The organism is Paenarthrobacter sp. TE4293 (assembly GCF_050435325.1).
In the GTDB taxonomy this organism is placed as follows: Bacteria; Actinomycetota; Actinomycetes; order Actinomycetales; family Micrococcaceae; genus Arthrobacter; species Arthrobacter nitroguajacolicus_C.
Genome location: NZ_JBNJRY010000002.1, coordinates 589,689 through 615,559, shown reverse-complemented (window position 1 = coordinate 615,559; position 25,871 = coordinate 589,689). Strand labels below are relative to the sequence as shown.

General features: G+C 62.5%; 24 protein-coding genes and 1 tRNA gene. 7 read left to right on the top strand and 18 right to left on the bottom strand.

The window, feature by feature from the left end; genetic code table 11:
* Nucleotides 1–35 precede the first annotated feature (35 nt).
* Both QF015_RS06250 and QF015_RS06245 read right to left on the bottom strand, forming a co-directional pair.
* Complete coding sequence (locus tag QF015_RS06250; protein ID WP_310202417.1) at nucleotides 36–1,760, bottom strand: ABC transporter substrate-binding protein; 1,725 nt, start codon at nucleotides 1,758–1,760, stop codon at nucleotides 36–38.
* 51 nt (nucleotides 1,761–1,811) lie between these two features.
* The gene (locus QF015_RS06245) at nucleotides 1,812–2,864 is read right to left on the bottom strand and encodes an ABC transporter permease (protein WP_429387773.1); all 1,053 of its coding nucleotides are present in this window, start codon (nucleotides 2,862–2,864) and stop codon (nucleotides 1,812–1,814) included.
* Between the two features lie 143 nt (nucleotides 2,865–3,007).
* On the opposite strand from QF015_RS06245, the gene QF015_RS06240 reads away from it, so the two are divergent.
* Both QF015_RS06240 and QF015_RS06235 read left to right on the top strand, forming a co-directional pair.
* On the top strand, nucleotides 3,008–4,474 hold the full coding sequence (locus tag QF015_RS06240) for a chlorohydrolase family protein (protein ID WP_429387771.1): 1,467 nt from the start codon (nucleotides 3,008–3,010) through the stop codon (nucleotides 4,472–4,474).
* A gap of 52 nt (nucleotides 4,475–4,526) precedes the next feature.
* Complete coding sequence (locus QF015_RS06235) at nucleotides 4,527–5,210, top strand: GntR family transcriptional regulator (RefSeq protein WP_310202410.1); 684 nt, start codon at nucleotides 4,527–4,529, stop codon at nucleotides 5,208–5,210.
* A gap of 61 nt (nucleotides 5,211–5,271) precedes the next feature.
* On the opposite strand, the gene QF015_RS06230 is transcribed toward QF015_RS06235, so the two are convergent.
* From QF015_RS06230 to QF015_RS06210, 5 genes are all read right to left on the bottom strand, one after another.
* Nucleotides 5,272–6,693 (bottom strand): DUF4032 domain-containing protein, encoded by a 1,422-nt coding sequence (locus QF015_RS06230; protein WP_310202408.1) that lies wholly within the window; start codon nucleotides 6,691–6,693, stop codon nucleotides 5,272–5,274.
* Nucleotides 6,690–8,279 (bottom strand): family 20 glycosylhydrolase, encoded by a 1,590-nt coding sequence (locus QF015_RS06225; RefSeq protein ID WP_429387768.1) that lies wholly within the window; start codon nucleotides 8,277–8,279, stop codon nucleotides 6,690–6,692. The genes QF015_RS06230 and QF015_RS06225 overlap by 4 nt, the downstream gene beginning before the upstream one ends.
* A gap of 102 nt (nucleotides 8,280–8,381) precedes the next feature.
* A complete protein-coding gene (locus QF015_RS06220) occupies nucleotides 8,382–9,464 on the bottom strand; it encodes an ABC transporter ATP-binding protein (protein ID WP_310202404.1) in 1,083 nt (360 codons plus the stop codon).
* Nucleotides 9,465–9,670: 206 nt separating this feature from the next.
* A complete protein-coding gene (otsB, locus tag QF015_RS06215) occupies nucleotides 9,671–10,468 on the bottom strand; it encodes a trehalose-phosphatase (RefSeq protein ID WP_310202402.1) in 798 nt (265 codons plus the stop codon).
* A complete protein-coding gene (locus QF015_RS06210) occupies nucleotides 10,458–11,957 on the bottom strand; it encodes an alpha,alpha-trehalose-phosphate synthase (UDP-forming) (protein ID WP_310202400.1) in 1,500 nt (499 codons plus the stop codon). Before QF015_RS06210 ends, otsB begins: the two co-directional genes overlap by 11 nt.
* A 175-nt stretch (nucleotides 11,958–12,132) precedes the next feature.
* Here QF015_RS06210 and QF015_RS06205 point away from each other — a divergent pair, with 175 nt between their 5' ends.
* Together QF015_RS06205 and QF015_RS06200 are read left to right on the top strand one after the other, a co-directional pair.
* A complete protein-coding gene (locus QF015_RS06205; RefSeq protein ID WP_310202398.1) occupies nucleotides 12,133–13,011 on the top strand; it encodes a DsbA family protein in 879 nt (292 codons plus the stop codon).
* Nucleotides 13,012–13,152: 141 nt separating this feature from the next.
* Nucleotides 13,153–13,229, top strand: a tRNA-Thr gene (locus tag QF015_RS06200).
* A gap of 289 nt (nucleotides 13,230–13,518) precedes the next feature.
* On the opposite strand, the gene QF015_RS06195 is transcribed toward QF015_RS06200, so the two are convergent.
* On the bottom strand, nucleotides 13,519–14,400 hold the full coding sequence (locus tag QF015_RS06195; protein WP_310202396.1) for a helix-turn-helix transcriptional regulator: 882 nt from the start codon (nucleotides 14,398–14,400) through the stop codon (nucleotides 13,519–13,521).
* Between the two features lie 324 nt (nucleotides 14,401–14,724).
* Between QF015_RS06195 and QF015_RS06190 the strand changes: the two genes are divergently transcribed.
* Complete coding sequence (locus tag QF015_RS06190) at nucleotides 14,725–16,113, top strand: MFS transporter (protein ID WP_429387819.1); 1,389 nt, start codon at nucleotides 14,725–14,727, stop codon at nucleotides 16,111–16,113.
* Between the two features lie 125 nt (nucleotides 16,114–16,238).
* On the opposite strand, the gene QF015_RS06185 is transcribed toward QF015_RS06190, so the two are convergent.
* A complete protein-coding gene (locus QF015_RS06185; protein WP_429387763.1) occupies nucleotides 16,239–16,478 on the bottom strand; it encodes a hypothetical protein in 240 nt (79 codons plus the stop codon).
* Between the two features lie 131 nt (nucleotides 16,479–16,609).
* Here QF015_RS06185 and QF015_RS06180 point away from each other — a divergent pair, with 131 nt between their 5' ends.
* Entirely contained in the window at nucleotides 16,610–16,972 is a 363-nt protein-coding gene (locus QF015_RS06180) for a hypothetical protein (protein ID WP_310202393.1), read from the top strand.
* On the opposite strand, the gene QF015_RS06175 is transcribed toward QF015_RS06180, so the two are convergent.
* From QF015_RS06175 to QF015_RS06165, 3 genes are read right to left on the bottom strand one after another with little or no spacing between them, the layout of a single operon-like run.
* Nucleotides 16,917–17,585, bottom strand: a complete 669-nt coding sequence (locus QF015_RS06175) for a DsbA family protein (protein ID WP_429387761.1) — start codon at nucleotides 17,583–17,585, stop codon at nucleotides 16,917–16,919. The genes QF015_RS06180 and QF015_RS06175 overlap by 56 nt on opposite strands.
* Nucleotides 17,582–18,271 (bottom strand): cation transporter, encoded by a 690-nt coding sequence (locus QF015_RS06170; RefSeq protein WP_310202389.1) that lies wholly within the window; start codon nucleotides 18,269–18,271, stop codon nucleotides 17,582–17,584. Before QF015_RS06170 ends, QF015_RS06175 begins: the two co-directional genes overlap by 4 nt.
* The gene (locus QF015_RS06165; protein WP_429387759.1) at nucleotides 18,268–18,594 is read right to left on the bottom strand and encodes an ArsR/SmtB family transcription factor; all 327 of its coding nucleotides are present in this window, start codon (nucleotides 18,592–18,594) and stop codon (nucleotides 18,268–18,270) included. The genes QF015_RS06170 and QF015_RS06165 overlap by 4 nt, the downstream gene beginning before the upstream one ends.
* A gap of 242 nt (nucleotides 18,595–18,836) precedes the next feature.
* Here QF015_RS06165 and arr point away from each other — a divergent pair, with 242 nt between their 5' ends.
* A complete protein-coding gene (gene arr / locus QF015_RS06160; protein WP_429387757.1) occupies nucleotides 18,837–19,247 on the top strand; it encodes an NAD(+)--rifampin ADP-ribosyltransferase in 411 nt (136 codons plus the stop codon).
* A 13-nt stretch (nucleotides 19,248–19,260) separates the two neighbouring features.
* Here arr and QF015_RS06155 read toward each other — a convergent pair whose 3' ends face one another.
* The 6 genes from QF015_RS06155 to QF015_RS06130 form a co-directional block, all read right to left on the bottom strand.
* Nucleotides 19,261–19,947 carry a DedA family protein gene (locus tag QF015_RS06155; RefSeq protein ID WP_429387755.1) on the bottom strand — a complete coding sequence of 229 codons (687 nt, stop codon included), beginning with the start codon at nucleotides 19,945–19,947 and terminating at the stop codon, nucleotides 19,261–19,263.
* A gap of 132 nt (nucleotides 19,948–20,079) precedes the next feature.
* Nucleotides 20,080–21,159, bottom strand: a complete 1,080-nt coding sequence (locus QF015_RS06150) for a LacI family DNA-binding transcriptional regulator (protein ID WP_310202380.1) — start codon at nucleotides 21,157–21,159, stop codon at nucleotides 20,080–20,082.
* 38 nt (nucleotides 21,160–21,197) lie between these two features.
* Entirely contained in the window at nucleotides 21,198–22,115 is a 918-nt protein-coding gene (locus QF015_RS06145; RefSeq protein ID WP_310202378.1) for a carbohydrate ABC transporter permease, read from the bottom strand.
* Nucleotides 22,112–22,993 carry a carbohydrate ABC transporter permease gene (locus tag QF015_RS06140; RefSeq protein WP_310202376.1) on the bottom strand — a complete coding sequence of 294 codons (882 nt, stop codon included), beginning with the start codon at nucleotides 22,991–22,993 and terminating at the stop codon, nucleotides 22,112–22,114. Before QF015_RS06140 ends, QF015_RS06145 begins: the two co-directional genes overlap by 4 nt.
* 46 nt (nucleotides 22,994–23,039) lie before the next feature.
* Nucleotides 23,040–24,377, bottom strand: a complete 1,338-nt coding sequence (locus QF015_RS06135; protein ID WP_310202374.1) for an ABC transporter substrate-binding protein — start codon at nucleotides 24,375–24,377, stop codon at nucleotides 23,040–23,042.
* A 46-nt stretch (nucleotides 24,378–24,423) separates the two neighbouring features.
* Entirely contained in the window at nucleotides 24,424–25,860 is a 1,437-nt protein-coding gene (locus QF015_RS06130; protein ID WP_429387750.1) for a GH32 C-terminal domain-containing protein, read from the bottom strand.
* Nucleotides 25,861–25,871: the final 11 nt, after the last annotated feature.

Below are 25,871 nucleotides of genomic sequence, written 5' to 3'. Positions count from 1 at the left end.
CAGGCGGCCCGCTTCTCCTTCTGGAAGAATTCCGGTTAGTGCTCGACGCCGACGATCGAGAGGTCTATGCCGCCGAAGAAGTAGCCCACCTGGGCGTTGCGGACGTTGGAACCCACCACGCTGTTGGTGTGGCTGCGGATGAGCGGAACGATCGGGTAGGTCTTCAACGCCGATCCGAACGCCTCGGACCACTTCTTACCCAGTTCCTCGGAGGTGCCGTCCGTGTTGCGCAGATCGAACATGGCCTTCGAAACAACGGGGTCGAAGTAGCGGGACGTGTTGGAGAATCCGTAGCTGGTGCCCTCGTTGTTCGGGCCCAGCAAGGGATCTGCGGACGTGCGGATGGACGCCGGATCAGCACCGCCACACCAACCGGAGCGGCCCATGTCCGGGAGCTGCTCGCTGGCGAGGACGGAGTAGTAGTTCGGTGCGGGAATCGCCACCAACTCAACGTCGATGCCCAGGGCCTTCAGGTTCTGCTGGACCACGGTGCCGGTGTTCTTGAAGGCGTCCCGGTTGTTGGCGTAGCCGTACGTCAGGGTCTTGGGATAGTCCTTGCCTTCCAGCAGCTTCTTGGCTTCCTCGAGCTTGGGCTTGCCGCTGGGATCCAGTTCCAGCTCGGTCTCCACGTAGCCGCGCATCTTGGGGTTCAGTGGGCTCTGGGTGATCTCGCCGAAGCGTCGTCCGCCGTACTGGACCAGGATGGACTGGCGGTCCAGGGCAAGCGCGATGGCCTTGCGGACGTCCGGATCCTTGATCTTCTCCGTGTTCAGGCTCAGAACGTCGTTGCAGCCCAGGAGACCGGAGGCGACACGGTCTTTGACCTTGGCATCGGCAAGCTTCGCGGAGTCCGAGGTCTGCAGCGCACCGTTGGAATCCAAGGTGATGGCATTCGGATCCGAGTCGGCCAGGAGCTGCTGGCTGATGGTGGCCTGGGACGTGGAGAGCGAGAAACTGAAGGTGTCCGGCAGTGCCGAACGGTTGGGGTCCGTGGCGGGGTCCCAATGCGGGTTCCGGACCAACTTGAGCGATTTGCCGCGGTTGTACGACTCCACCATGTAGGGACCCGAGGACACGGGGTGGTTGGTGTAGTCGAGCTTGGTGTCCTTGGCTTTCGGGACAGGCGCTGTGTTGGAACGGGAGGCCAGGGCTGGGAATTCAGCGAACGGCTTCTTCAGGTGGAAGACCACGGTGCGTTCATCGGGTGTTTCAACCGCCTTGAGCACCGCGGAAGGATCCTTGTACGGCCCCTTGTACCCACCGGCGTCGAGAGCTGCATTCAACTCCTGCGGCGCCTGGGTGAAGACGTCCTGCGCGAAGGTGCGCTCCACGCCGTACTTGATGTCGGCCGAGGTGATGGGCGTGCCGTCCTCGAACTTCACGCCTTCCTTGAGCGTGAAGGTCCAACTGAGGCCGTCGTCGGACACCTTGCCGGTATCGGTCGCGAGGTCGGGGACCACGGTGGGCGGCTGCCCGGCTGTTTCCTTCGCCATGGTCAAGGTGCGGTAGTACAGCTGGCCGACGTTGGCCGTCTGGACGTAGTTGCTGTTGCCCGGATCCAGGGTCTGGAAGTCGGACGACATGAGGACGTTGATGTTTCCGCCCTTGCCGTTGAATCCGGACTTGACCACTTGTGGGGCCAACTCCGTGACCGACCCGGCCGGCTGGGAACTGCTGGGCTGGTTCTGGCCAGCGGCACAGCCGGTGGCGGCCATGGCAATCAGGACGGAAAGAGCCAAGGCTCTTGCAGGGGTTTTCATGATGCTCCTTGAGAGGGGTGGAGGCGATGCAGGGGATTGGTGCGAAAGTTGCTAACGGGAAGACTTGGGGTCCAGGGCGTCGCGGACAGCGTCGCCCAGGAGATTGAAGGCCAGGACGGTGACGATGAGCATGACGCCGGGAACGGCAAGGAACCACGGATCACTGAGGTACCAGTTGCCGGACTGGGCGGCATTGAGCATTTGGCCCCACGACGGTGTGGGATCCTTGACGCCGACGCCCAGGAAGGACAACGCAGCTTCTGCGGAGATATTGGTGGGGATCAGCATGGTGGCGTACACCAGGACGACTCCCATGACGTTGGGAATGATCTGCCGGAACAGGACGCTCATGTGCGAGGCGCCGAAGGACCGGGCCGCTTCCACGAATTCGCGCTCGCGGAGGCTCAGCACCTGGCCGCGGACAATTCGTGCGAGGTAGGCCCAGCCGAAGAAGCCCAGGATGATCACCAGCGAGGCCATGGGCAGGAAGCTGCCTTCACCCAGCGGCGTGTCCCTGAGCCGCGACTGCAGGATCGGTGTCAGGGACAGCACCAGGAGGAGGTGCGGGAAGGCGAGGAACAGGTCCATGATGCGGCTGATGATGGCATCTGTTTTACCGCCGAAGTAGCCGGCCGCTGCGCCGAGTACGGTTCCCAGGACCACGGAAACAGCGGTGGACAGGAGGGCGATGGTGAGTGAGACCTGTCCGCCGTAGGCAAGCCTGGCGAAAAGGTCGCGGCCCAGGCCGGGTTCGACGCCCAACCAATGCTGGGCGGATGGATACATGTAGCCGGGGAGGGGAAGGCCCGGAGTCTGGAAATCATCGAGCACCTCCGGGCTGGTGTTGGAGGTGAAGGGATCGTTGCCGGACATGGCGCTCAGCACGGGAGCCAAGATGGCGAACACCATGATCGCCACCACCACGCACAGGCTAAGGAGCGCGATCTTGCTGCGCCGGATCCTCATCCACGCAGTGGCGAGCAGTGAGCGCGCTTCGGCAGGGGCGGCGACTTTGTTCTCCGGCGTCGTTGCTGGAGGAAGTGGTGGGCTGCCTGTAGTGGGTTCGACGGACTGTATCTGGGTCAACGGTTCTGCTCGATTCATGATCCAAGGAGCTGGCTCCGGAGTTCTTGTATACCAAAATAGACTAAGGCAGGATTCATGCGATGTAAATCACAAATAATGTACTGTTTGGAATACCAGAGAGTTTGCTTGTGGATCTGCATCCACCAGGAAGAGGAGTTCCCGTGCCCACCAAGGTCACCGCCCGCTATGTGCTGGGCCACCACAACGGACGCCATGTGCTGCTGGAGGACGCCTGCGTGGTCTACAGCGGAGACACCATTGATTACGTTGGCCACGACTACTCCGAACCTGTGGACGAGGAGCGTCATCTGGGAGAGGCCCTGCTGATGCCGGGCCTGATCGACCTCGATGCCCTCACCGACATCGACCACCTCATCCTGGACAGCTGGGCGGGTCCGGACCAGGCCAAAGGCCACCAGTGGTCCGAGGACTACTTCCGGAACCGGCGGGCCAACGTCTTCACGGCCGATGAACGCCAGCAGGTCCGGGAGTACGCACTGATCCAACTGGTCCTGCACGGCATCACGACGTACATGCCGATCGCATCTGAGGTTCATTCAGAATGGGCCGAGCCCTTCGAGGAACTTGTGGGGATGGCCAACACCAGCAGGCGCCTGGGCCTGCGCGCCTACCTTGGCCCCGCCTACCGCTCGGGCGTTAACGTTGTGTTGGAGAACGGGGACCGTTCCGTCATGTTCGACGCCGGCCGCGGCCGCGAGGGACTGGCCGACGCCTTGCGCTTCCTTGACCATGCGACGGAACTGGATGATCCGTTGGTGAACGGAGTCCTGCTCCCGTGCCGCATCGAAACCCTGGATATCGAGCTGCTCAAGGAGACGGCGGCGGCATCCACGGAACGGGACGCCCTGGTCCGCCTCCACTCGCTGCAGGGGCTGGTTGAACGCGAGCTCATCCTTGACTGGCACGGCGTGGCGCCCTTGGAACTGCTGGACCAGGTGGGTCTTCTCAACGAACGTCTCCTGATCCCGCATGCGACCTACATAGACCGAAATCCCGCGGTGTTCGGCGAGGACCGCGGTGACCTGGCCCGGCTTGCGGACAGCGGCGCAAGCATCATCCACTGCCCCCTGACCTCCATGCGCTACGGCAGCACGCTGGACTCCTTCACTGCCTACAAGGAAGCGGGCATCAACATTTCGCTGGGCACTGACTCGTTTCCGCCGGACCTTATCAGGGGCATGGACGCAGGCGTGCAGTTGGCGAAGATCCTGGCGGGCAGCAACGATGCAGGGGACGTTGCCGGTTACTTCGACGCCGCCACCTTGGGCGGGGCTCAGGCCTTGCGCCGCCCGGACCTGGGCCGGTTGGAACCCGGGGCTACCGCCGATCTGGTGGCCTTCTCCCTGGGGGATATTCGCGACGGCGTCCACGAGGATCCGCTCCGGACGCTGCTCCTGAACGGAACGGCACGCCAGGCCGTGCTGTCCGTCGTGGCAGGACGGACCATCATGACAGAGGGCAGGATCGCCGGAGTGGACCTGGAATATTGGCGGTCACGAGGCCAGGAGCTGTTCGAGACCATGCGGCGCGCCTACACCGCCCGTGACATCAGGAACCGGCCTGCCGATGAGCTCTTTCCCCCCGTGTATGCTCGGTTGGAACGCTGACCGGCGCCGTCCGGCATTGGGAGCGGACGCTGGTATGAAGAGGAGTTTGACAGTGGCTGAGGCGACGCCGGACACCGGGAACGGCCGTGATGAAGAGGCCCGTGCGGAGAACGTTTACCAATTGGTGCTTGAAGGCATCGTCACCGGTACCTACGCGCAGGGTATGCGCTTGCGCGAACGCGAACTCTCCGAGCTCTACAACGTCTCCCGCATACCGGTCCGGGAAGCCATCCAGCGCTTGGAACAGGATGGTTTCGTCGCGACCTTCCCGCGCCGCGGTGCAGTGGTCCGGCAACTGACACTCACCGACGTCAACGAACTGTTCGACATCCGCCTCTGCCTGGAAACCTTTGCCGCACGGATGGCTGCCACCCGGGTGGCAGAGGGCAGCGACGGCGGACGGCTCGAGGAGCTCATGGAAGCGTCCAAGACCGCCATCGACGAGGACCGGACGGACGACGTTGCCGTCATCAGCGCCGAGTTGCATGCCGAGATCGTGCGTCTTTCCGGAAACCGCCTGCTGATCGAATCTGTGAAGCCCCTGTTCGGGAGGATGCGCTGGATCTTCGGCCTCGCCCATAACCGCAGCAACGAGCTCCAACGCGATGAACACACAGAACTGTGCAACGCGATCCTGAAGGGCAGGCCGGACCTGGCCTACTCGCTGGCGTACTCACACATTGAACTGGGCCGGGAACCCGTTCTGGCCGGCCTCGCCGAAACCTTGGAGCCGTGAGTTAAAGAGTTCGACGCCGGCACTGACCTGAGTGCCGACGTCGAGCCCGTTCTGTCGATTCTTAGTCGTCCGCGTCCGGGTACTCCTCTTCGTCTTCGTCGTCGTAACGGCCGGATTCCTCCACCTCGACCTCAAGGATCTTCAGCAGCTCCGTGTCCGGGTTCAGCATGATGGCGGCCTCGTCGCGGCGGTGCTGCAACACAGTATCCAGATAGGACTGCACGGTCTCGGCCAAGGGGACGTACCTGTCCTGTTTCTGGCTCATGTACCAGCGGTGTTCCAGGACTTCGTGCACCACTTCCGCAGGCTCCAGCTTCCCGGCGAGGTGACGTGGAATGGATCGCACAATCGGTTCGAAGATCTGGCTGACCCAAATGTGGGCGCTGATTTCTTCGTCCAGGTCCGGGTTGTTGTCCGCACGGAACTGGTCCATGTCGTTCAACAGCCGGCGGGCCTGGTTCTCCTGGGCGTCCAGGCCCGTGAGGCGCAGCAAGCGCCGCTGGTGATGGCCGGCGTCGACGACTTTTGGCTGGAGCTGGATGGTGGAGCCGTCCGCCGTGGTCTTGATGGCGTACTCCTCCACATCGAAACCGAGTTCGTTGAGGCGCCGGATGCGGGCACCCACACGCCATCGTTCGCCCAGTTCGAAGGACTCTTTCTCCGTGAGTTCGGTCCAGAGCCGGCGGTAGCTGTCCATGATCAGCTCGCTGGTGGCCACGGGGTCGACCTTTTCCTCGATGAGCCCGCCGTCCAGCAGGTCCATCAGTTCGCCAGCGATGTTCACCCGGGCAATCTCGAGGTCGTACTCGCGCTGACCCATGGACAAATCGGGGTACAGCTCGCCCGTTTCGGCGTCTACCAGGTAGGCGGCGAAGGCACCGGCATCCCGGCGGAACAGGGTGTTGGACAGCGAGACATCGCCCCAGTAGAAGCCAATGAGGTGCAAGCGGACCAGCAGCAGGGCCTGCGCGTCAATGAGGCGGGTCAGGGTGTCCTTGCGGAGCATTTGCGAGAACAAAGCACGGTAGGGCATGGAGAACTTGAGGTGTCGGGTCACCAACACCGGGTTGAGGGGACGGCCATCTGCCGTGGTGCGTCCGGTGATGACGGCCACCGGTTCCACACAGGGAACGTCCAACCGGGCCAGCTTCCGCAGCATGTGGTACTCGTGGCGGGCCACGTGCTCGGACGTTTCCTTGATGGCAATCACCGAGCCACCCAGGTGCGCAAACCGCACGATGTGCCGGGAAATACCCCGGGGGAGTGCCGCAAGGTTCTCGGCCGGCCAGTCCTCCAACGCGATATGCCACGGCAGGTCCAACAGTTCCGGGTCGGCCGAAGCTGCCGTGATGTTGAGGGAACCGATGACGCTGGCAGGGGGCGCGGTGTCCTGCGCACTCGCGGCTTCAGTGCGGGGGAGCTTGCCGATCTGCCCGTAGTCGGTAGGTTCGTCGTGCCACTGGGCTCCGTTTTGCTCGCTCATGCCTCAATTGTTCCGTACTCAGGGGTGGAGGAGGTTCCGGCCTCCGGGAAGGGCCACATCGATGCCGCTGACCACTCGACGTCGGGGGCCTCCTGGAAGACGACGCCCTGTTGGGCGAGCCGCTCACCCAAGGCGCCCAGCCGACGTCGGAAGTCACCTGCGTTGCGGACCTCCTGACCGGACCAGGCGACTTCCGCCAAGGAAACGGCCCTCGGGTAGAGGAGCCACTGTGCCTGCTGGTTGTTGCGGACCGTTTCGGTCCACAGAGGGCCTTCAACGCCGAGGATGTGCTGGTCGTTCAGGCCGCCCTGGGCAGGATCCCAGTTGTAATACTCGGACCAGGTAAAGGGTCCGCCTTCGACCCAGGACAAGCCGATGGGGCTGGCCGGGTCATACTTTTGGTCCAGGTAGGTGTTGGCCGCCGGGGACATGATCACCTGAGAGCCGCCCTTTTCGGCTTGCTGCACGGTGGGCTCGAAAGCGCCGTGCCAGTATTGGATGACGGCTCCCTCCGGAAGATCGACGGCGGCAAATTCGTTCCAGCCCACCACAGCCTTGCCGGTTTCAGCGCCGATCTGAACGAACTGCTGCACCATGGCAACGTAGTCGTCGTGCCCGGTGACGTGTGCTTCGTCGCCGCCGATGTGCAGGTAGGGACCGTCGGTGATGGCAGCGAGCTGGTTCAGGACTTCCCGGACAAACTCGTACGTCGCGGGCAGATCCGCGGTCAGGGTTGACCATCCCACCTCAGCGGTGGTGCTCATGGGCTTGACCTGGGAGTCGGGGTTGAGCTGGGGGATAGCGGCGAGGGCTGCATTGACGTGGCCCGGGAGGTCGATTTCAGGTACCACCAGGACATTCTTGCTGGCGGCGTAGGCCTGGATGTCCCTGAAGTCCTGCTGGGTGTAGAAGCCGGAGTTGCCGCGGGGAGGCACGGCGGTGGACACCTCAACCGCCCCTTGCCCGCCCACCCCGGTCAGCTTGGCGTAGGGCAGGCCCGAAGGATTACCGGCAGACCCGGGATCGTGGATTTCGATGCGCCAGGCTTGGTCGTCCGTCAGGTGCAGGTGCAGCGCGTTGAGCTTGAACTGGGTCATGACGTCGATCTGCTCCTTCACCTCCTCCACCGTGAAGAAGCTGCGGGCGACGTCCAGCATGAGGCCGCGGTACGCGAAGCGGGGAGCATCCGCAATTTCGACGGCGGGAACCACCCAGGTGGTGTCGGTCGGGGCGGCGCCTTCAACGGCTGCCGGGAACAACTGCCGGAGCGTCTGGACGCCGTTGAAGAGACCTGCGGCGGTGGCTGCCGCGAGCTTGGCCCCCTCCTCGGTGACGCTGAGTACATAGGCCTCGGGACCGCCGTCGAGCGTTTCCACCACCTCGAGGGAGATATCGCCGGGGCGGGTGTCTTCAACGATGGGCAGTGCGAAACCCGTGGAGCGGCGAAGCAGCGAGGCAAGCTGGCCGGCGACAGGTACTGCCGGGCCGGTGGCACCGATCCGTGCTGTGGAGTTGAGCGTGAAGGCCGGGGCGTCCAGGGGTTCGACGTGGGAGGGGCGGGGGATCAGGGTGTCCGTCGTGTTCATGCCATTCTTTCCGGGAGAAAGGTTAACGCGAGAGCGGCCCGACCTTGAGGGGTCGGGCCGCTATCAAAATGCGGATTTGCCAGCCAGGGTTTCCGGTGGGAATCAGTCGCCCAGGCGGAGGCCGGTCTTGGTGTCGAACAGGTGCACGTGGCCGGACTGCGGACGAACGAAGATGGACTCGCCCTTCATCGGGGGGCGACGACCGTCGACGCGTGCGACGATGTCGTGGCTCTTGCCATCAAGGATGGTGTGGCCGTAGACGTAGGCGTCGGCACCGAGTTCTTCGACGACGTCAACCTCAACCTGGAGGCCTTCGCCATTGCCGACGGTCTCGAGGTCTTCCGGACGCGAACCGAGGGTAACGGTCTGGCCGTGGGCCTCTTCCAGGATGTCGCGCGGCACGGGGTAAACCGTTCCGCCGAACTGGACACCGCCGTCGACGACCGGAAGTTCGAGCAGGTTCATGGCCGGGGAGCCAATGAAGCCGGCAACGAAGACGTTCTGCGGGCGGTCGTAGAGGTTGCGCGGGGTGTCAACCTGCTGGAGCAGGCCGTCCTTCAACACTGCGACGCGGTCACCCATGGTCATGGCCTCGACCTGGTCGTGGGTCACGTAGACCGTGGTGACGCCAAGGCGGCGGGTCAGGGATGCGATCTGCGTACGGGTCTGGACGCGGAGCTTGGCGTCAAGGTTCGACAGCGGCTCATCCATGAGGAAGACCTGCGGGTTACGGACGATTGCCCGGCCCATGGCAACACGCTGGCGCTGACCACCGGAGAGTGCCTTCGGCTTGCGGTCCAGGTACTGCTCAAGGTCGAGAAGCTTGGCGGCTTCGCGAACACGCTCGGCACGCTCTTCCTTGGAGACGCCGGCGATCTTGAGTGCGAAGCCCATGTTGTCCGCAACAGTCATGTGCGGGTAAAGAGCGTAGTTCTGGAAGACCATGGCGATGTCGCGGTCCTTCGGCGGAACGTCCGTGACGTCGCGGTCGCCGATCAGGATGCGGCCTGCGTTGACGTCCTCAAGGCCGGCGAGCATGCGCAGCGAGGTGGACTTACCGCAACCGGAGGGTCCAACGAGGACCAGGAATTCGCCATCGGCGATGTCGATGTTGAGCTTATCGACGGCGGGCTTATCTGTGCCCGGGTACAGACGCGTAGCGTTATCAAAAGTAACTGTAGCCACAGTTATCAATCCCTTCACCGGCAGGTACGTGCCGGACGATCCGTTGTGAATGGTTCATTTTCTTCAGTTGAACTCCCCGGCCAATGGCCGGGGAGGATCGTGTGACGTCGCACGGTACTGTGCGTCACATCACATCCAAGAGTATGTCAGACTTTTTGACTTACTACCTAAATGTTACGAACGTCACATGTCACGCTCGTCACCCGCTACGCCCCGGCGGTGACCCGGCGACGCTCCTTCAGCAACGCTTCAAGCAACTCTGCCACGTGTACCGGTGCCTCCACCCGGAACTGGGCCTGGGTGAAGTCCAGGCCCACCTTGATCCCGATGTCGTCGCCCATCAGGCGCCCCAGCGCGTCCTCATCAGTAACGTCGTCGCCGGCGAACAGGATGGCCGTTGCGCCGGTGGCCTGCCGAAGGAACTCCACGGCCTCACCCTTGGAGGCGTGGACCACCGACGTCTCCAGCACCCTCTTGCCTGTCTTGAGGTACACACCAGGGTGCTCGCGCAGCACCCTGGTGGCTGCCTCGACGGCGTCTTCCGCAACGTCGTCATCGGCCATCCTGGTGTGGAGGACGACGCCGGCAGGTTTGTCCTCGAGCACCGTCCCCGGGGCGATGTTCACGATTTCCGCCAACACCTCACGGACCGCGGCCAGCTTGCTGCGCTGTTCGTCGTCCAGTTCCAGGCCCAACGACCCTTCACCGAGCCAGACTTCTGCTCCATGGCTGCCAATCAACAGCGTGGTGGCCGGCGGCGAGGCGACCAGCCGCAGGCTGTCCAGTGCCCTGCCCGAGATGAGTGCCGTCGTCGTGCGTGGAAGTTCGGCGAGTGCCTCCAAAGCCGCAGCCGACCGGGGCAGCGGCCTGGCGTCCTCCGCCCGGTCCACGATAGGGGAAAGGGTGCCATCGAAATCGAGGGCCACCAGGAGATGCTCCGTGCCGGAAATGCGCCGGACGGCGTCCAGCAATTCCGGTGGGAGGGTGAGGTTCTCAGCTGTCATCGCGCACTACCTTTTCTTCGAGTGCGGCCAGGAACTCGGCCGACCAGTGATCGACGTCGTGGTCCAGGATCTGCTTGCGCATCAACTTCATACGCCTGCGTGCTTCCTTGGGGGAGAGGTTGATGGCCCGCAGGATGGTGGACTTGAGCCCATCGATGTCGTGCGGGTTGATCAGGAGCGCTTGCTTGAGTTGGTCGGCGGCGCCGGCGAACTCACTCAGCACCAACGCGCCGTCATCCTCGGAACGGGCCGTGACATACTCCTTGGCCACCAGGTTCATGCCGTCCCGCAATGCCGTGACCAGCATGACGTCTGCGGCGAGGTACAGCGCCACCATCTCCTCCACCGGGTAACTGTGGTGCAGGTAGCGGACCGCGGTGTTCTGGATGGTGTCGTAGGTGCCGTTGATGTGGCCCACGGTGCCTTCGATTTCTTCGCGAAGCAGCCTGTACTGTTCCACCCGTTCGCGGCTGGGGCTCGCCACCTGGATCAGCGTGGCATCGTCAACCTTGATGTGCCCGTCGGCCAGGAGTTCCTCGAAGGCCTTGAGCCGGTGCCTGATGCCCTTGGTGTAGTCGAGGCGGTCCACGCCCAGCAGGATGGTCTTCGGGTTGCCCAGGTCCTTGCGGATCTGCTGCGCGCGCTCGATGATGTCCGGCCGCGCAGCGAGCTCGCGGATCTGGGCGACATCGATGGAGATGGGGAACGCCTGTGCCCTGGCGATGTGCGTGACCTCGCCGTTGGGACCCTTGACGTGGACCTGCTGCTGTTTGACGCTGGCGCCCAGGAAACGGCGGGCCGAACGCATGAAGTTGCCGGCGTCGCTGGGCCGCTGGAAGCCCAGGAGGTCTGCGCCGAGCAGGCCGTCGATGATTTCGCGGCGCCATGGCAACTGGGCGAAGATCTCCGGCGGCGGGAAAGGAATGTGGTTGAAGAAACCGATCTTAAGGTCCGGCCGGGCCTCGCGCAGCAGGCGCGGAACCAACTGCAGTTGGTAGTCCTGCACCCACACTGTGGCGCCGTCGGCGGCGTGGCGGGCGACGGCGTCGGCGAACTTCCGGTTGACCTTGCGGTAGGAATCCCACCACGTACGGTGGAACTCCGGCGGCGCAATGACGTCGTGGTACAGCGGCCAAATGGTCGCGTTGGAGAAGCCCTCGTAGAAGAGCTCGACGTCATCGCTGCTCAACTGGACCGGGATGAGGTCCATGCCTTCATGGCTGAAAGGACGCACTGTCTCATCCGGGGCGCCATGCCAACCCACCCACGCGCCGTCGGACTTTGTCATCATCGGCGCGAGCGCCGTCACCAAGCCGCCCGGTGAACGACGCCATCCGTCGCTGCCGTTTCCGTCCTCGTCGCTGATGCGATCCACGGGCAGCCTGTTGGAGACCACCATGAAGTCGAACTTGGTTGCCGTGGGCTTCTTGACTGGAGAAGCCCGAACGCCTTCTTCGGTCTTGAGTTTTTCGCTTGCCAAATCCTGCATTAATGCTCCCTGGGGTTGCTGTGACTCAACTCCCAGCCTACTAGCGGAATCTTCAGTGGCAGTTGATCGTTCAACAACCGGGCAGGAGGGTCTGCGGCAGATCTTCAAGTTTGCTCCCGTAAACTGACCCCGTTGCCCTAGCTAGCCCTATGACGTCGAATACCCCGAGGAACTGATGAGCCCCGCAAACGAACAACGCCTGTCCAAGGCTGAACGCACCGCCCAGGCACGGGAGAAAGCGCGCGCAATCCGCGAAGAGCAGCTGAAGAAGGACAAGCGCAACAAGCTTCTGGTTGGCTGGGGCATTGTGGTTGCCGTTGTCGTCATCATCGCCGTGGTGGCGTTCGTGGTTATTGGCAACGCCAAGAACAATGCACCCATCGCCGACCAGGGTCCGACCCCGGCCAACGGCAACGTGCACGGCGGCGTCACGCTGCTGGCCAACAGCGAAGTCGTTAAGACGGAACCGGCCACCGTCAATGTTGCCGACGTTCCGGAGCCTTTGGCCAGCAAGCCCGCTACCGTGGCCGTCCCGGGCGGAGAAGCCGAAGCCGGTAAGCCGGTCAAGGTGGTTGCCTACATCGACTTCATCTGCCCCGTCTGCAAGCGTTTCGAGACGACCTACGGCGAGTCCCTCACCAATCTCCGCAACGAAGGCAAGATCTCCCTCGAATACCGTCCGCTGGGCTTCCTGGACCAGCAGTCAACCACCAACTACTCCTCCCGCGCAGCCAACGCTGCTGCGTGCGTGGTGAACTCCTCCCCGGAAAAGTATGCGGACTTCTTCAACCTGCTCTTCGAGCGTCAGCCCGCTGAAGGCAGCGCCGGCATCTCCGACAACGACCTCAAGGGCATGGCTACAGAAGTAGGTGCGGCCAACATCGACTCCTGCATCGACAGCAAGCAGTTCCGACCCTGGGTGAAGGTTGCCACGCAGGAAGCTGCGGCGATCGGCATCACCGGCACACCCACCGTGTTCATCGACGGTAAGCAGTGGGACGGCACCACCGACCTGAACGCCGACATCCAGGCGGCAGTTGACGCCAAGGGCTAAACCCCGGAAATGCACGACGGCGGCCGGTCACCTTTTCCTTGGTGGCCGGCCGTTTTTGTCCGGCGAATTTCGTTGACGGGGATGGTCTGGGCTAACCTTATCTAGCGCTCTTTCGCGCTGTGCTTCGGGTGACCGGAGCGTGCCTCCTTAGCTCAGTTGGCCAGAGCACCGCTCTTGTAAAGCGGGGGTCGTCGGTTCGAATCCGACAGGGGGCTCCACCAACCCCTCCGTTCCGGCTTTTGGCCGGGTACGGAGGGGTTTTTTGGTGCCGGAAATGCAGGGCACGGGGCACCGACTACACGCTATTCGGAAGGTGTACGTCTGGTGGCGTGAACTCGTCGATCGAGGCAAAGATTTTGGGCAGATTTCGGCTCCCGCCCGACAGCCATCCCGATCCAGGGGACCACCCAAACTGCCCGGCGACCTGGTTGGAGGGGCGTCGTGGCAGGGGATGTCCCTGAAGTCCTTCCCAACGCGGGGGCTGCACGGATCGGCAGAGCGCTTCCGCTACTTGGCGGCCAGGTGTTGAGCTTCGCTGTCCACACCAGGGCCGCTGGACGTCAGCAGCTGCAGCGCTTCGGCCGCTGGCGTCCCGGGGTCAGCCGTGTACATGAGGATCCGGTGGCCGGATTCATCGGGCGGTGTCAGGACCTCGAAGTTCAGCTCCAGATCGCCCACCTCCGGGTGATGCATGTACTTCAGCCCCGACATGCAGTTCTCCACCGGGTGCCGTGCCCACAGGTTCGCGAATTCTTGGCTTTTCATGGTCAGCTCACCGATGAGCGAAGCGAGCTCCGGGTCGTCGGTGGATCGTCCCGCGACCAGACGTAACGAGGACACTGCGCGTGTGGCTTCCTCAAACCACCGTGTGTACAGCTCACGGGTGTGACGATCCAGGAATAGCAACCGCGTCATGTTCGGCCGCGTCGAAGGCATTTCCGGGGAGGCGAAATCAAGATGACCGGCCACAAGTCTGTGACCAATCCGGTTCCAGGCCAGCACTTCGCTGCGGCGCCCCAACACTACTGCCGGTGTGTTAAACATCGACTGGATCAATCGCAAGGTACCCCGCCTGACTTTGTCGGGCTTAGTCAGCGTACGTCGTTTGGTTGTGCCGGGCCGGGCGAGGTTGAACAAGTGCGCGCGCTCATCGGTGTTCAGGTTCAGAGCCCGGGCGATGGCATCGATGACCGCTTCTGAGGCGTTGTTGCTCAGGCCCTGCTCCAGACGGGTGTAGTAGGTGTTGCTGACGCCGGCGAGCATGGCAAGCTCTTCCCGGCGGAGGCCCGGTACACGGCGGATGCCGTAGTTGAGAAGGCCGACGTCCTCGGGCTGCAAGGCAGCTCTGCGGACGCGAAGGAACTCCCCAAGTTCACTTGGATTACTCATGCGCCCCATTCTGCCGGTCTTCCCCTGCACTGTCCTGTCCCTGCCAGTAACACCCTCAACGTCAAGACGCATTCGTACTTGTGACCACACAACGGCGTCGAAGCAGGGTAGGCGGCTTCCCGCCTACCACTGTCAGTGGTAGGCAGGACGGGGTGTGGTTGATCCCCGGACTTTCCGAAAATGTGGAGTTGTGAAGATGCCGCCAAAGGGCGGCCACCCCTCCAGAGAAGGATCACCGTCATGACCACCCAACCGGATGTCACCACAGGACCCGGCGCCCCGCCCTCGACCGAATCGCAACCGGCAACTGCTCCCGTGGGACGCATGACGGGGCGGCAGCGGCTGGCACTCATCGTCCTGCTCGCAGCGAGTTTCACCCTCGCTGTTGACTTCTCCATCCTCAACGTTGCCCTCCCGGCCATCGGCACAGATGTCGGCTTCAGCCTGGAGAATCTGCAGTGGATCGCAACATCATTCGCACTGTGCGCCGCCGGCCTGACCTTGCTGTTCGGACGCGTCGCCGATATTGCCGGGCGCCGGAAGATGTTCATCATCGGCATGGCCATGCTTGGCGTAGCGTCGCTTGCCGGCGGACTGGCCGCCGATCCTGCCTTGCTTCTCATCGCCCGCGTGGGACAAGGTGTCGCGACTGCCATTGTCGTTCCGGCTGCACTGTCCCTGTTGTTGGCGTCCTTCCCGGAAGGCCCGCTGCGCGATAAGGCACTGGGCCTTAACGGCTCATTGATGGCCGCGGGCTTTACGACCGGCGCTATCCTTGGCGGACTTCTGACAGACCTGCTGAGCTGGCGGTGGGCGTTCTTCATCAACGTTCCTGTGGCCATCGCAGTACTGGTTATCGCCCCCATCGTCCTTGCCGAAAGCAAGCCCACCACGAAGCTGAAGCTGGACGTCCCGGGCGCCATCACCGTCACCCTTGGCCTTCTGGCCCTTGTCTTCGGTTTGAGCAACGCCGCCGAGCATTCCTGGACCAACCCGCTGACTCTGGGCTCCCTCGCGGCAGCCGTTGTGCTCTTTGTTGCTTTCGTGGCTGTCGAACGCCGGGCGAGCTCGCCGCTGGTGCCCCTGGACATTCTGAAGCGCTCCACCGTTGCGTGGGGCAACATCGCCGGCATTCTGGCATTCGTCACTGAAACATCGCTGGTGTTCTTGCTGACCCTGTACCTGCAGCAGGTTCTTGGCTATACGCCGCTTGGCGCCGGCCTGGCCTTCGCGGTCCTAGGCCTCGGCACCGTACTCGGTGGCATCCTCGGCCCCAAAGTCATCGGAAAGATTGGCAACAAGAAGGCCATCGTCTACGCATTTATTGTCCAGGCGATCGCCACTGGAGCCCTAGTCCTGCTCAGCGCCGACCCTGTCTCCATCGGCCTGCTATTGGTAGCCACCTTCATCGGTGGTGTAGCCAACCTTGTCGTCATCGTCGGATTCATGGTCACGGCAACCTCCGGTCTGCCCGAAGATGAACAAGGCCTGGCCACAGGACTGGCAACAATGAGCCAGCAGATCGGCATCACCATGGGCATCCCGATCATGAGTGCAATTTTTACAGCCCAAATTCTCACCATCGGGAACAACGAAGCCCCGGCTGTCCTCAGCGGCGTCACCACTGCCGTCTGGGTCAACGCGGGCCTTTGCCTGGTCACCGCACTGGTTGTGGGCCTTTTCCTGCGTAAGCCGGCACTGTCCGCCAACTGAGCCCACCAGGCGGCAGCTCTGCACGAAGACGGTGGGGGAGGGCTTGACCAAGGACCCTGAACCTGCGACGACGAGAGGTGCCCCCATCAGCACTGCCGGCCAGAAGTTGTCCGCGGAGGCCGGTCCTAAGTGTCCGCGCCGGTCAAGAGCAGGACGATGATCGCGCCACCTATCAGGACGAATCCGGCGCCCACCGCCGCCGTCATCCCGGGGTGTGCCCTGGCAGCAACTTTGTCTCCGGCATTGCCGAAGGTTGCTCGCTGGGCATCAGACATGAACCTGGTCAGGGAGGTGCGGTAGATGATCATCAAGACACCGACGATCAAACCAACGCTTCCCAGCACTCCCACGAAAATCTTCTCCACAGTCTTCTTCCCCCAATAAGTCGTTGCTGGGTGGCACTTCCGCACCCAGTGAAACACTGTGAACCACAAAACCACGAAAGCAGTGACTCTTGCGCACATTCTTCAGGCGGGTGGCATCAGCCTCGGTCGTTGTGTTGGTCGTGATAGGCGTCATTGCCTGCGGCGGCCCGTCGAAGGCAGAACAGCTCGGCAAAGATATGCAGGAAGCGGCGATGTCGGTGCCCGGAGTGAAAGCCGCCCAAGTCCACGTGAACATGAATACCTCAGGAAACTTCATCTCCGCGAAGCTTGTGGGTGCCGGAAGTGACGAGGCCGCGCTGTCCCAGGCCCTCGAGGGAGCTCTACCGGCGATGCTCGAGAAGACCAAGGAACTGGACTCCGGGAGCTTCTCAGTCAGTATCTTCTCCCCTGATGACGCCCTGTCCGTGGGCTGGGACCCTAGCGTGCAGCTTCGTCGAGCAATTGTCGGAACTGGGCTTCTGTGTTCAAAGTGAGCTTTTTCCCGTTCAGAAAGAACGTAGGTGTGCCCGTGACGCCAAGAGCTCTGCCATCAGCAACGTCCTGGTTGATGCGGTCCTTGGTTGCTTGGTCCGCAACTGCCGTGTCGTAGCTGTCCATGTCCAACGCCAGCTCTTCCGCGTAGGTCCTGAACAGTGGCGCTTGGGAGTCCTGCTTCTCGCCCCATTGGGGCTGGGTCTCGAACAGCTTGGCCGCCATTTGTTCATACTTACCCTGTTGGGCTGCGGCTTCCACGGCCAGCGCAGCGGTGCCGGAATTGCGGTGCCCAGGCAGAGGGTAATACCGATGGACGAACGTGACCCGATCCCCGTACTCGTCCTTCAGTTCCGTCAGGAGTGGTTCGGCAGCGCGGCAGGATTCGCATTCGAAGTCCAGGAATTCGACAAGTTGGGCCTTCTCCGCGGCCGGGCTCGTGACCCGGTGGCTGTCCTCCCTCACAAGCTGGGCGTCGGCGGACGCCGGCGGGGCAGCCGGAGCCGGTGTGTTGGCGATGAGCTGTGCGTACCAGATCACGCCGGCACCAACGACTGCAGCCAAGAGGATCCAGATGGCGATTCGGACTTTTCGTGCCGAGATGACGGCGCTCACCGATCAGCCTGCTTTGTTCCAAGCTCCACTGTGACGGGCTGAGCCACGCTTTCCGAACTGCACCCGGCGCAGCAGGCCTCGCCCTTCCACGCATTGATACCTTCGCGAACGGCGATACCGGCGATGACCAAGGCCGCGGCGGCATCAGCCCACCACCAGCCCAGGGTGCTGTTGAGGACCAAACCGATCAGCAGGGCGGCTGAGAGGTAGGTGCAGAGCAGGGTCTGCTTGGAATCGGCGACGGCGGTCCGGGAACCGAGTTCCCGCCCTGCACGGCGTTGAGCCCACGACAGCACTGGCATGATCGCCAGGCTCAAGGCCGCAATCACCATGCCTGGTGTTGAGTGCTGGGCCTTTCCGATCCCGGTCAGGGATCCGACGGCGTCAACGGCCACGAAGGCGGCCAGGGCGAAAAAGGAGACAGCGATGATCCGCAAGGTCAGGTGTTCCCGGCGCTCCGGGTCCTTGGCGGAGAATTGCCAGGATAGGGCAAGGGCTGAGGTTACTTCTATGACGGAATCCAGTCCGAAGCCGATCAGCGCGGAGGAGTCAGCGACCCCTCCTGCCCATAGTGCTACGACGGCTTCGATGACGTTATAGGTGATGGTCGCGGCGGCGAAGAGCCTGATCCTGCGACTCAGAACCGCGCGGCGATCCGGGGTGGGTGCCTGTACCAGGGCCGTCATGCGAAGCACTCTCCGTCCGGGGCGCAGCAGGCCGGGTCCACCGCCAGGACCACCCCGAGCAGGTCCTTGATAGCGTGCCCCAACCGGGCGTCAACGAGTTCATACCGTGTCCGACGCCCATCCGGGACGGCCACGACGAGCCCACAGCCACGCAAACAGGTCAGGTGGTTGGACATGCTCTGTCGGGACACCTTGATCGAGTCCGCCAGATCGGACGGGTAGGCCGGAGCCTCGGAAAGGGCAAGAAGGACCTGGGCCCTGGTTGGGTCCGAAACTGCATAGCCGAACCGGGCCAGCACCGGGGCGGTGGTGAGAGTTTCCATGAACTCAAAGTACAGCTGTCGCTGTATTCACGCAAAGGTGTATCGGAGCCTTTAGTTCCAACGAACCCTGGCAAGGGGCAATTTCAGTCAGCATCAAAGAGCAGGACAGCCCTCCGGAAAGTTTTTCATTTTTCGCGTCACGATTCGCCCCGAGCACACACTGTTCCTTTAGGAGGATTCTTTCCTGCTTTCCGGATGGTCGGTCCAGCGGGAGTGGCTTCCTGTTGCTTTAGGCTGTAGCTGTGAATCAACCGCTGGACAAGGGACCGTTTTATCACGGTACAAAGGCCGATCTTCGCGCGGGCGATCTCCTCAGCGCGGGCTTCAGGTCAAACTATCGGCCCGACGTCGTGATGAACCACATTTATTTCACCGCGCTCCGGGACGGCGCGGGACTCGCTGCGGAGCTCGCGGCCGGCGACGGCGAACCGCGCGTCTACGAGATTGAGCCGACAGGGACGTTCGAGAACGATCCGAATGTGACCGACAAGAAGTTCCCGGGCAACCCCACTCGTTCATATCGCAGCAGCGCCCCGCTGAGGGTTGTCGGGGAAGTCAGCGACTGGACACGATTGGCGCCCGAGGCACTCCAGGCGTGGAAAGACCGCCTGTCCGCTCTCCTTGCGGACGAACGCGGAGAAATCATCAACTAAGGCGACCCAGCGGTTACTGGGCAGTCTGCTTGCCCCGCCTCACTCTTCGGACAATGAGCCACACTACGACGGCGGCCAGCCCGACGTACACGGCGTAGTTGAGGAATCGTGAGTATTGGTCCACCAGGTGGTACTGCTTGCCGAGTAATGCCCCCAGTCCGATGAGCAGGGCATTCCACAGCCCGGTCCCGGCAATAGTGAAGATACTGAAGGTCATCAGGTTCATGCGCTCGGCGCCTGCCGGGAGGGAAATGAGGCTGCGGACCCCTGGCAGGAGGCGGCCAAAGAAAATGGCGGACTTACCGTGTCGTTCGAACCAGCCGGCGGCTTTCTCGAAGTCTTCGCGATCAACCAGGGGCAGCTTCGACAGGAGGTGGATCGACCGTTCAAGCCCCACCTTGTATCCCAACCAGTACAACAACAAAGCCCCTGCGTACGCTCCAAGGGTGCTGGTGAGGAACACGAGGAGCAGGCTGATGCTGCCTTGCTGGGTAAGGAATCCGGCCAACGGGAGGATGACCTCGCTGGGGATGGGCGGAAAGATCGTCTCCAAGAGCGTCAACAAGCCCACGCCCCATTCGCCGAGGGCCTCGATAACCCGCGCGGCCACACCCACGATTCCGGTCAGCGAGTCAGTGGAACCTGCCGTTTCCAACGGGTTGATCAAACCGATGTCCTTCCCAAGAGCTGACGGGTTCACAAGGGAAGCCCAGTGATGGGGGACCACTGGGCTTCCACCCTCAACGCTATTCCCCTTGACGCCCGGGGGCAATGTGCAGTTATCCGTAGGGCTCCTCCACAGTGCGGATTGGGCCTGGGCGGGAGGGTAACGCTATGCGGGTGAGTGAACTGCCACGGACGCGCGCTGAACCGGCGGGCATGCGATCTTGACGGCTGACTCAAGCGGAGCAGCGTCCAGGCCCAGGAGCATGCGGACGCCTGCGGCGCCGAGTTCGTAGTGAGGCAGTGACACGGTGGACAACGGTGGCCGGAGGTGGGCCGCAATGACTTCCTGGTTGTCGAAACCCACCACGGCCATATCGTCTGGAATCGAGAGCCCGTTTTCCCGCAGGCCATCGTAAAGTCCCATGGCCATGCGGTCGTTATAGCAGTACACGGCGCCGACGTTGCGTGCGAGCAGGTGCTCCGTAGCGCCGTAGCCGCCTTCCTGATCCGGGTAGGCTTCCAGCACCAACTCGGTATCAAAGGGGATCCCGGCAGCTTCGAGTGCGTCCTTATAGCCCTGGAGCCGTCCGTCCCGGGCAGGGGATGGGGTCGTGGCATTGATAAAGGCGATGCGCTGGTGGCCGCCGCGGAGTAGGATCTCCGTGGCGGAGCGGCCGCCCTGTGTCTCGTCCGGGACAACGGCGCGGGCAGTTCCGGGTTCCGGTGAGAAACAGTTGACCAGAACAAAGTCCGATTCCCGAAGGGTATCGGGGATATCAGTAGGGCGGTGGAACCAGGTGGAGTACAGGATGCCCCGCACCTTGTACTCCAGCATCATCGCGATCGCATCCTTTTCCAGTTCCTGGTTGCCTTCGGTGTTCGCGATCAGCAAAGCGTAGCCATGTTTCCACGCTTCGTCCTGGGCCCCATGGATGATTTGGCCGGCAAACGGGGTGGTGGCTACGCCGTCGGCAACCAGCCCGATGAACTTCGAGGTGCCGCTTACCAAAGTCTTCGCCATGGCGTTGGGCCGGTAGCCGAGCTGGGTGATCGCCTGGGTGACGCGTTGCCGCGTGTCATCTGCAATGCGGGCGTTCTTCTTCTTATTGATCACCAGGGAGACCGTGGCGGTGGAGACCCCGGCCAGTTCAGCGACTTCGCGGAGGGTCACCGGATGGGCATGGCCTCGTTTGACAGGAACGTCCGGGGTGGCCGCGTTGCCTGAATCTCTCTCCTGCGAAATCATCTGTCCTCCATCAGGAGTATATCCGTCTGCCGTAGCCGTCATCCCTTGGTGGCCCCGCTCTCAAGGCCCTGGATCATGGCCTTGTTGAGGACCAGGAACACCAGCAGCAACGGTGTGATGGTGACGCAGACGGCGGCAAAGGTTGCCGTCCAGTCCACCTTGCCCATGGCACCGATGTAGTTCTGCAGGCCCAGCGGGATGGTCTTCAGGTCTTCGGAAAGAACAAAGGTATTCGCGAAGATGAAGTCGTTCCAGATGAAGATGCTGTTGACCAGCACCACGGTAACCACGGTGTTGAGCGACAGAGGCAGCGTGATCAGCCCGAAGATCCTGTAAGGGCCGGCCCCGTCCAGGGACGCCGCTTCGTAGGTTTCCCGCGGAATGTATTCGAAGAACGACGAGAAGAGGTAGATGGACATCGGCAGGGCGAAGCCTGCCAGTGGGATGATCATCGACTGGTAGGTGTCCAGCAGGTTCACGGTGGAGTAGTCGATGAACAGCGGAACCAGGGCGATCTGGACGGGAACAATGATCCCGATCAGGAACAACCCCCGGACGAATTTGCTGAGGCGGAAGCCCAGGACCTGGATGGCGTAGGCGGCCATCATGCCGAACAGGACGATCAGGACGTTGGCGCCCATGGTGACGATGAAACTGTTGAGGATGTTCCGTCCCAGGTCTCCGGTTTCAAAGGCCCGTGCATAGTTTTCCCACGTCAACGAGCTGGGCAGTGCGAACGGATCGCCGGTGGCGAAGTCCTGTTCGGTCCGCAAGCTGGTCAGGAACAGCCAGGCGAGCGGATAGACCTGCACGATCACGATAAGCATGATCAGGACCCGCGAGAGCGTCCTGTATAGGCTTGGCTTCCGCCGTCGCCGATGAACCGGAGAGGACCGATGAACCGGAGAGGACGGGGCCGAAGAGCGCGGGGTAGCCGGGGCTGTCTGGGTGATCATGAATCTGCCTTCCGCTTGAGCATGAACAGGATGAGGCCGACGGCGACGAGGCACTCGATCACGATGAAGACGGAGATGGTGCTTGCGTAGCCAAAGTCCGTGCTGGTGAAGGCGGTCTTGTACATATAGGTAGTGAGCAGTTCAGAGGACTGCCCGGGGCCGCCGTTGGTCATGAGGTAGGGAATGTCGAACCCCCGCAGGCCGTACGTGGTGGCCATGATGGTGGTGGTAATCCACACGGGCCGTATGTAGGGGAATCGGATCTTGGTAAAGAGTGTCCACTTCGATGCACCGTCCAGGACGGCTGCCTCTTCCAGTTCCTTGGGCACGGCGATCAGGGCCGCATAAATGATGAGCATGTACAGCCCGGTGAACCTCCACCCTTCAGGAGCGGAGACGGCGGCCAGGACAGTGCTGACGTCGGACAGCCAAGCACGCTCAAAGGCTCCCAGTCCTACCCAGTGCAGCAGCTGGTTAAGCAGCCCCACGGGGTCAATGGAGTAGATGCGGACAAAGAGGAACGCGATGGCGACAGTGGAGATGACGGCGGGCAGCAAATAGAGGGTCTTGATGAGTTCGCGGCCTCTCCGCAGGGAGGTGAGCAGGCTGGCGACAAGCAGTGCACCGCCCAGTTGCAGGACCAGGCATATGGCCAGGTAGATGAGGGCGTTGAAGAATGAGCGCCAGAAGATGTCATCAGCGGTGAGCATTCGGACGTAGTTGGCCAGCCCGACGAACTCCATCTCGCTGATGCCGTTCCAGGAGAAGAAACTCAGGAACAGGGACTGAAGAATCGGGAAGAGCACAGCTGCGCAGTAGAGCAGCAGGGGTGGGAGGAGGAAAACCAGGACTGAGGTCCTTGACCTGTTGGGAAGCATGGCTGGCCTTTCGGGCGGGGGCCGTGCCGGCCCCCGCCACTTCGGTTTACTTGAAGAACTTGGGCGCGTTCTGCTTGATGGCGTCGTCCATGGTCTTGGTGAATTGTTCCGGCGTGATGTTGCCCTGGACCAAGAGGACGAGCTCTTGCTGCAAACGACCGTTGGTGGTGGGGTCCAGCTGGGTGTCCCACGGCATTGCTTGCTTGCCGCCGAGGGTGTTGGCCGTCTCGAGGGCCTTCTTGTACAGCGGGGTGGCGTTCCCGGGAATGGCCGTTTGTACGTTCGTGGTGGGGGAGAGCGCTCCCGTGGCGGCGTACTCAGCTGGGTACTTCTCCAAAGCGAACTTCAGGAAGTCACTCACCAGGGGGTCGTAGGTCTTCGAATTTACTGCCATGCCAATACCGGACGGAGAGACGAACTCGTTGGCAGCCGTCACTGAACCGGATGTCGTGGGAAGGGTGAAGAAATCGATGTCGTCTCGGACGGCGGGATTGAGCTTGTCGGTGGCGAGGCTGGGCAGCTCCCACGTTCCGATGTTGTACATCGCGGCCTGGCCGGAGGTGAACTGGTTCTGCGCGTCCGAGTATCCCTGCGCTGAGAACCCGTCCTGGAAGCATCCGGCTTTGCCCAGATCAGCCATCCACTGAACGGTCTTTTGGCCGGCAGGATCGCTGAACGCTGCTTCACCCTTCTTCAGCTTCTGGACGAAGTCGGGTCCGGCCGCCCGGAACGGCTGGTACGCGACGTAGCGTTCCAGCGGCCACTGGTCCTGCCCGTCGATGGCAATCGGCGTGACGCCGGCGCTGCGCAACGCCGTGCACATCGCGGGGATGTCGTCCAAGGACGCAGGCACAGCGACGCCCGCCTTTTCCAGCAGTGCCTTGTTGTACCAGATGAATTCCAGTTCGAACTGGAACGGGATCATGTACAGGGAGCCGTCATCGAAGCGCTGGTAGTCCAAGGCCCCGGGCCGGTAGTCGTCGTAGAGGTCCAAGGACTTCAGCAGCTTGTCGGCGTCCACCATTTTGCCCTGCTTGGCCAGCTGTTGGGCGAAGGGGGTGGCATCCGTGTCGAACAATTCGGGGAGCTTATTGGCCGCGGCCAGGGTTTCAAGCTTTTGGATGTAAGAGGGGCGGTCCGGGGTGGTGATGAGGTTCAGTCCAAAGCCCGGGTGGTCCTTGGCGTAGTCGTCGGCGAGCTTCTTCATGATGTTGATGACGGCCCCATCGGCGGGCCTGGAGAGCAGCCACGATATTTCACGGGGTTTGATCTCTCCTGTGGGGCTGACGTTGGCGGGGTCGCTGGTGCTTCCTCCGCCGCCGCATGCTGTCAAAGCCAAGGCTGCGGCGGCTGCGACGGCGGCAGCACGGAGTAGTTTCTTCATGGCGGCAATCTCCCTTGATTGGAAAAGAGGTGGGGGTGGGGGTTCTTTAGTTGTCGGTGCGCTGGCGGATCTCTAGTTCGGTGACAGTGACGGTTCCTTCGCCGGCGAACACGCCGATCCGGCCGGTCGTGTGGTCGTAAATCCTGGCGCTGAGCGCCACCTGACGGTCGACGACGGCGACGCAAGTGTCGCCGTCGACGATGACCTCAAGGGTGTGCGTGCCCGGGGTGAGGTCGCACGGCCGCTCAAGTTCGATGTCGAATGGCACGTCGCCGGAAACCTGCCACTGCCCATCCCCGGTGATGGCGCGTGGCCAGCGGTCGAAGACGAGCCGCCCGCGCTTGGGTTCCAGGCGCAGTACGTACGAATGATCGCCGTCGTGGCTTGAGCGGAGCAGCAGCCCGCATTCGGTGGTGTCGGCAGCGATGTCCAGCACCGCTTTGGCGTAAAACTGATCCGGAAGCTCTTCATCGGAAATGACGGCGGTGTAGCCGTCAGGGGCGCTGAGCCGGGCAGGCAACGCACTGGTCAGGGAAACAGGGACGTCCTCCCAGAAGCTCTCCACCAGCTCGTCCGCGAACGAGAAGCCCAGGGTTCCGTCCGGGTTTTGGTGTGCTTCCAGCACTGACATGGTGCCTGCCCACTGCCAAGGCCCTTGATCGGTGTTGCCTTCCTTGGTGGCGATCCAGCCAAAGAAGAAGCGGCGTCCGTCCCGCTCGGCGGACTTTGACGCGTAGAAGGCGCGCCCGTCGATGCTGTCCTGAGGCGGCACGATCCACGGACCGTCGGGGCTCTTCGCCATGCGGTAGCGGGTGGTGAACGATTCGGAGAACTCGGAGTAGACCATGTACCACCAATCGCCCCAAGCGAAGACGTCCGGGCATTCGTGGGTGATATAGCGGCGGGGATCCCAGAACGGCTCGGTGTGCTCCCAGGTCATCAGGTCCTGGGACACGCACTGGGCGATGACGCCGCGGCGGCGTTCCGGGCCCGTGGAATGCCGGGCTGCCACGAGCATCCGCCACTGGTTCCTGTGGGGATCCAGGAAGACGAAAGGATCCCGCCAGTCACCGGTCTCGTAGCCGTCCGGCGCGCCGAACGTCAGTTCCGGGTGCTTTTGCCAGGTCCGCATGCCATCGGTGCTGGTGGCGTGCATGACCAGCTGGAGGGGCGTGCCGTCGGCACCGAGGTTCCGGGGGTTGTGGCCGGTGTAGAACAGGTGGTGGACTCCGGAACCGTCGTCGACGACGCTGCCTGTGTAGGCGTTGAAGTCCAGGTCTGTTTCGCTGCCGTGATGCAGGGAGACTCCATGGTTTTCAAACTGTGTGAGGTCCTTGGTGGTGACGAGGCTCCATGAGGTTCCGGGTTTGGGGTCGGAGCGGTCTTCGTGAAGGTAGAAGAGCCAAAATTCCCCGTCTTTCTCGAAAGGGATAAGGTCCCCGACCCATCCGTCGGCGGGTTGGAAGAAGACTGAGCGTTTCATCTGCGCTGATG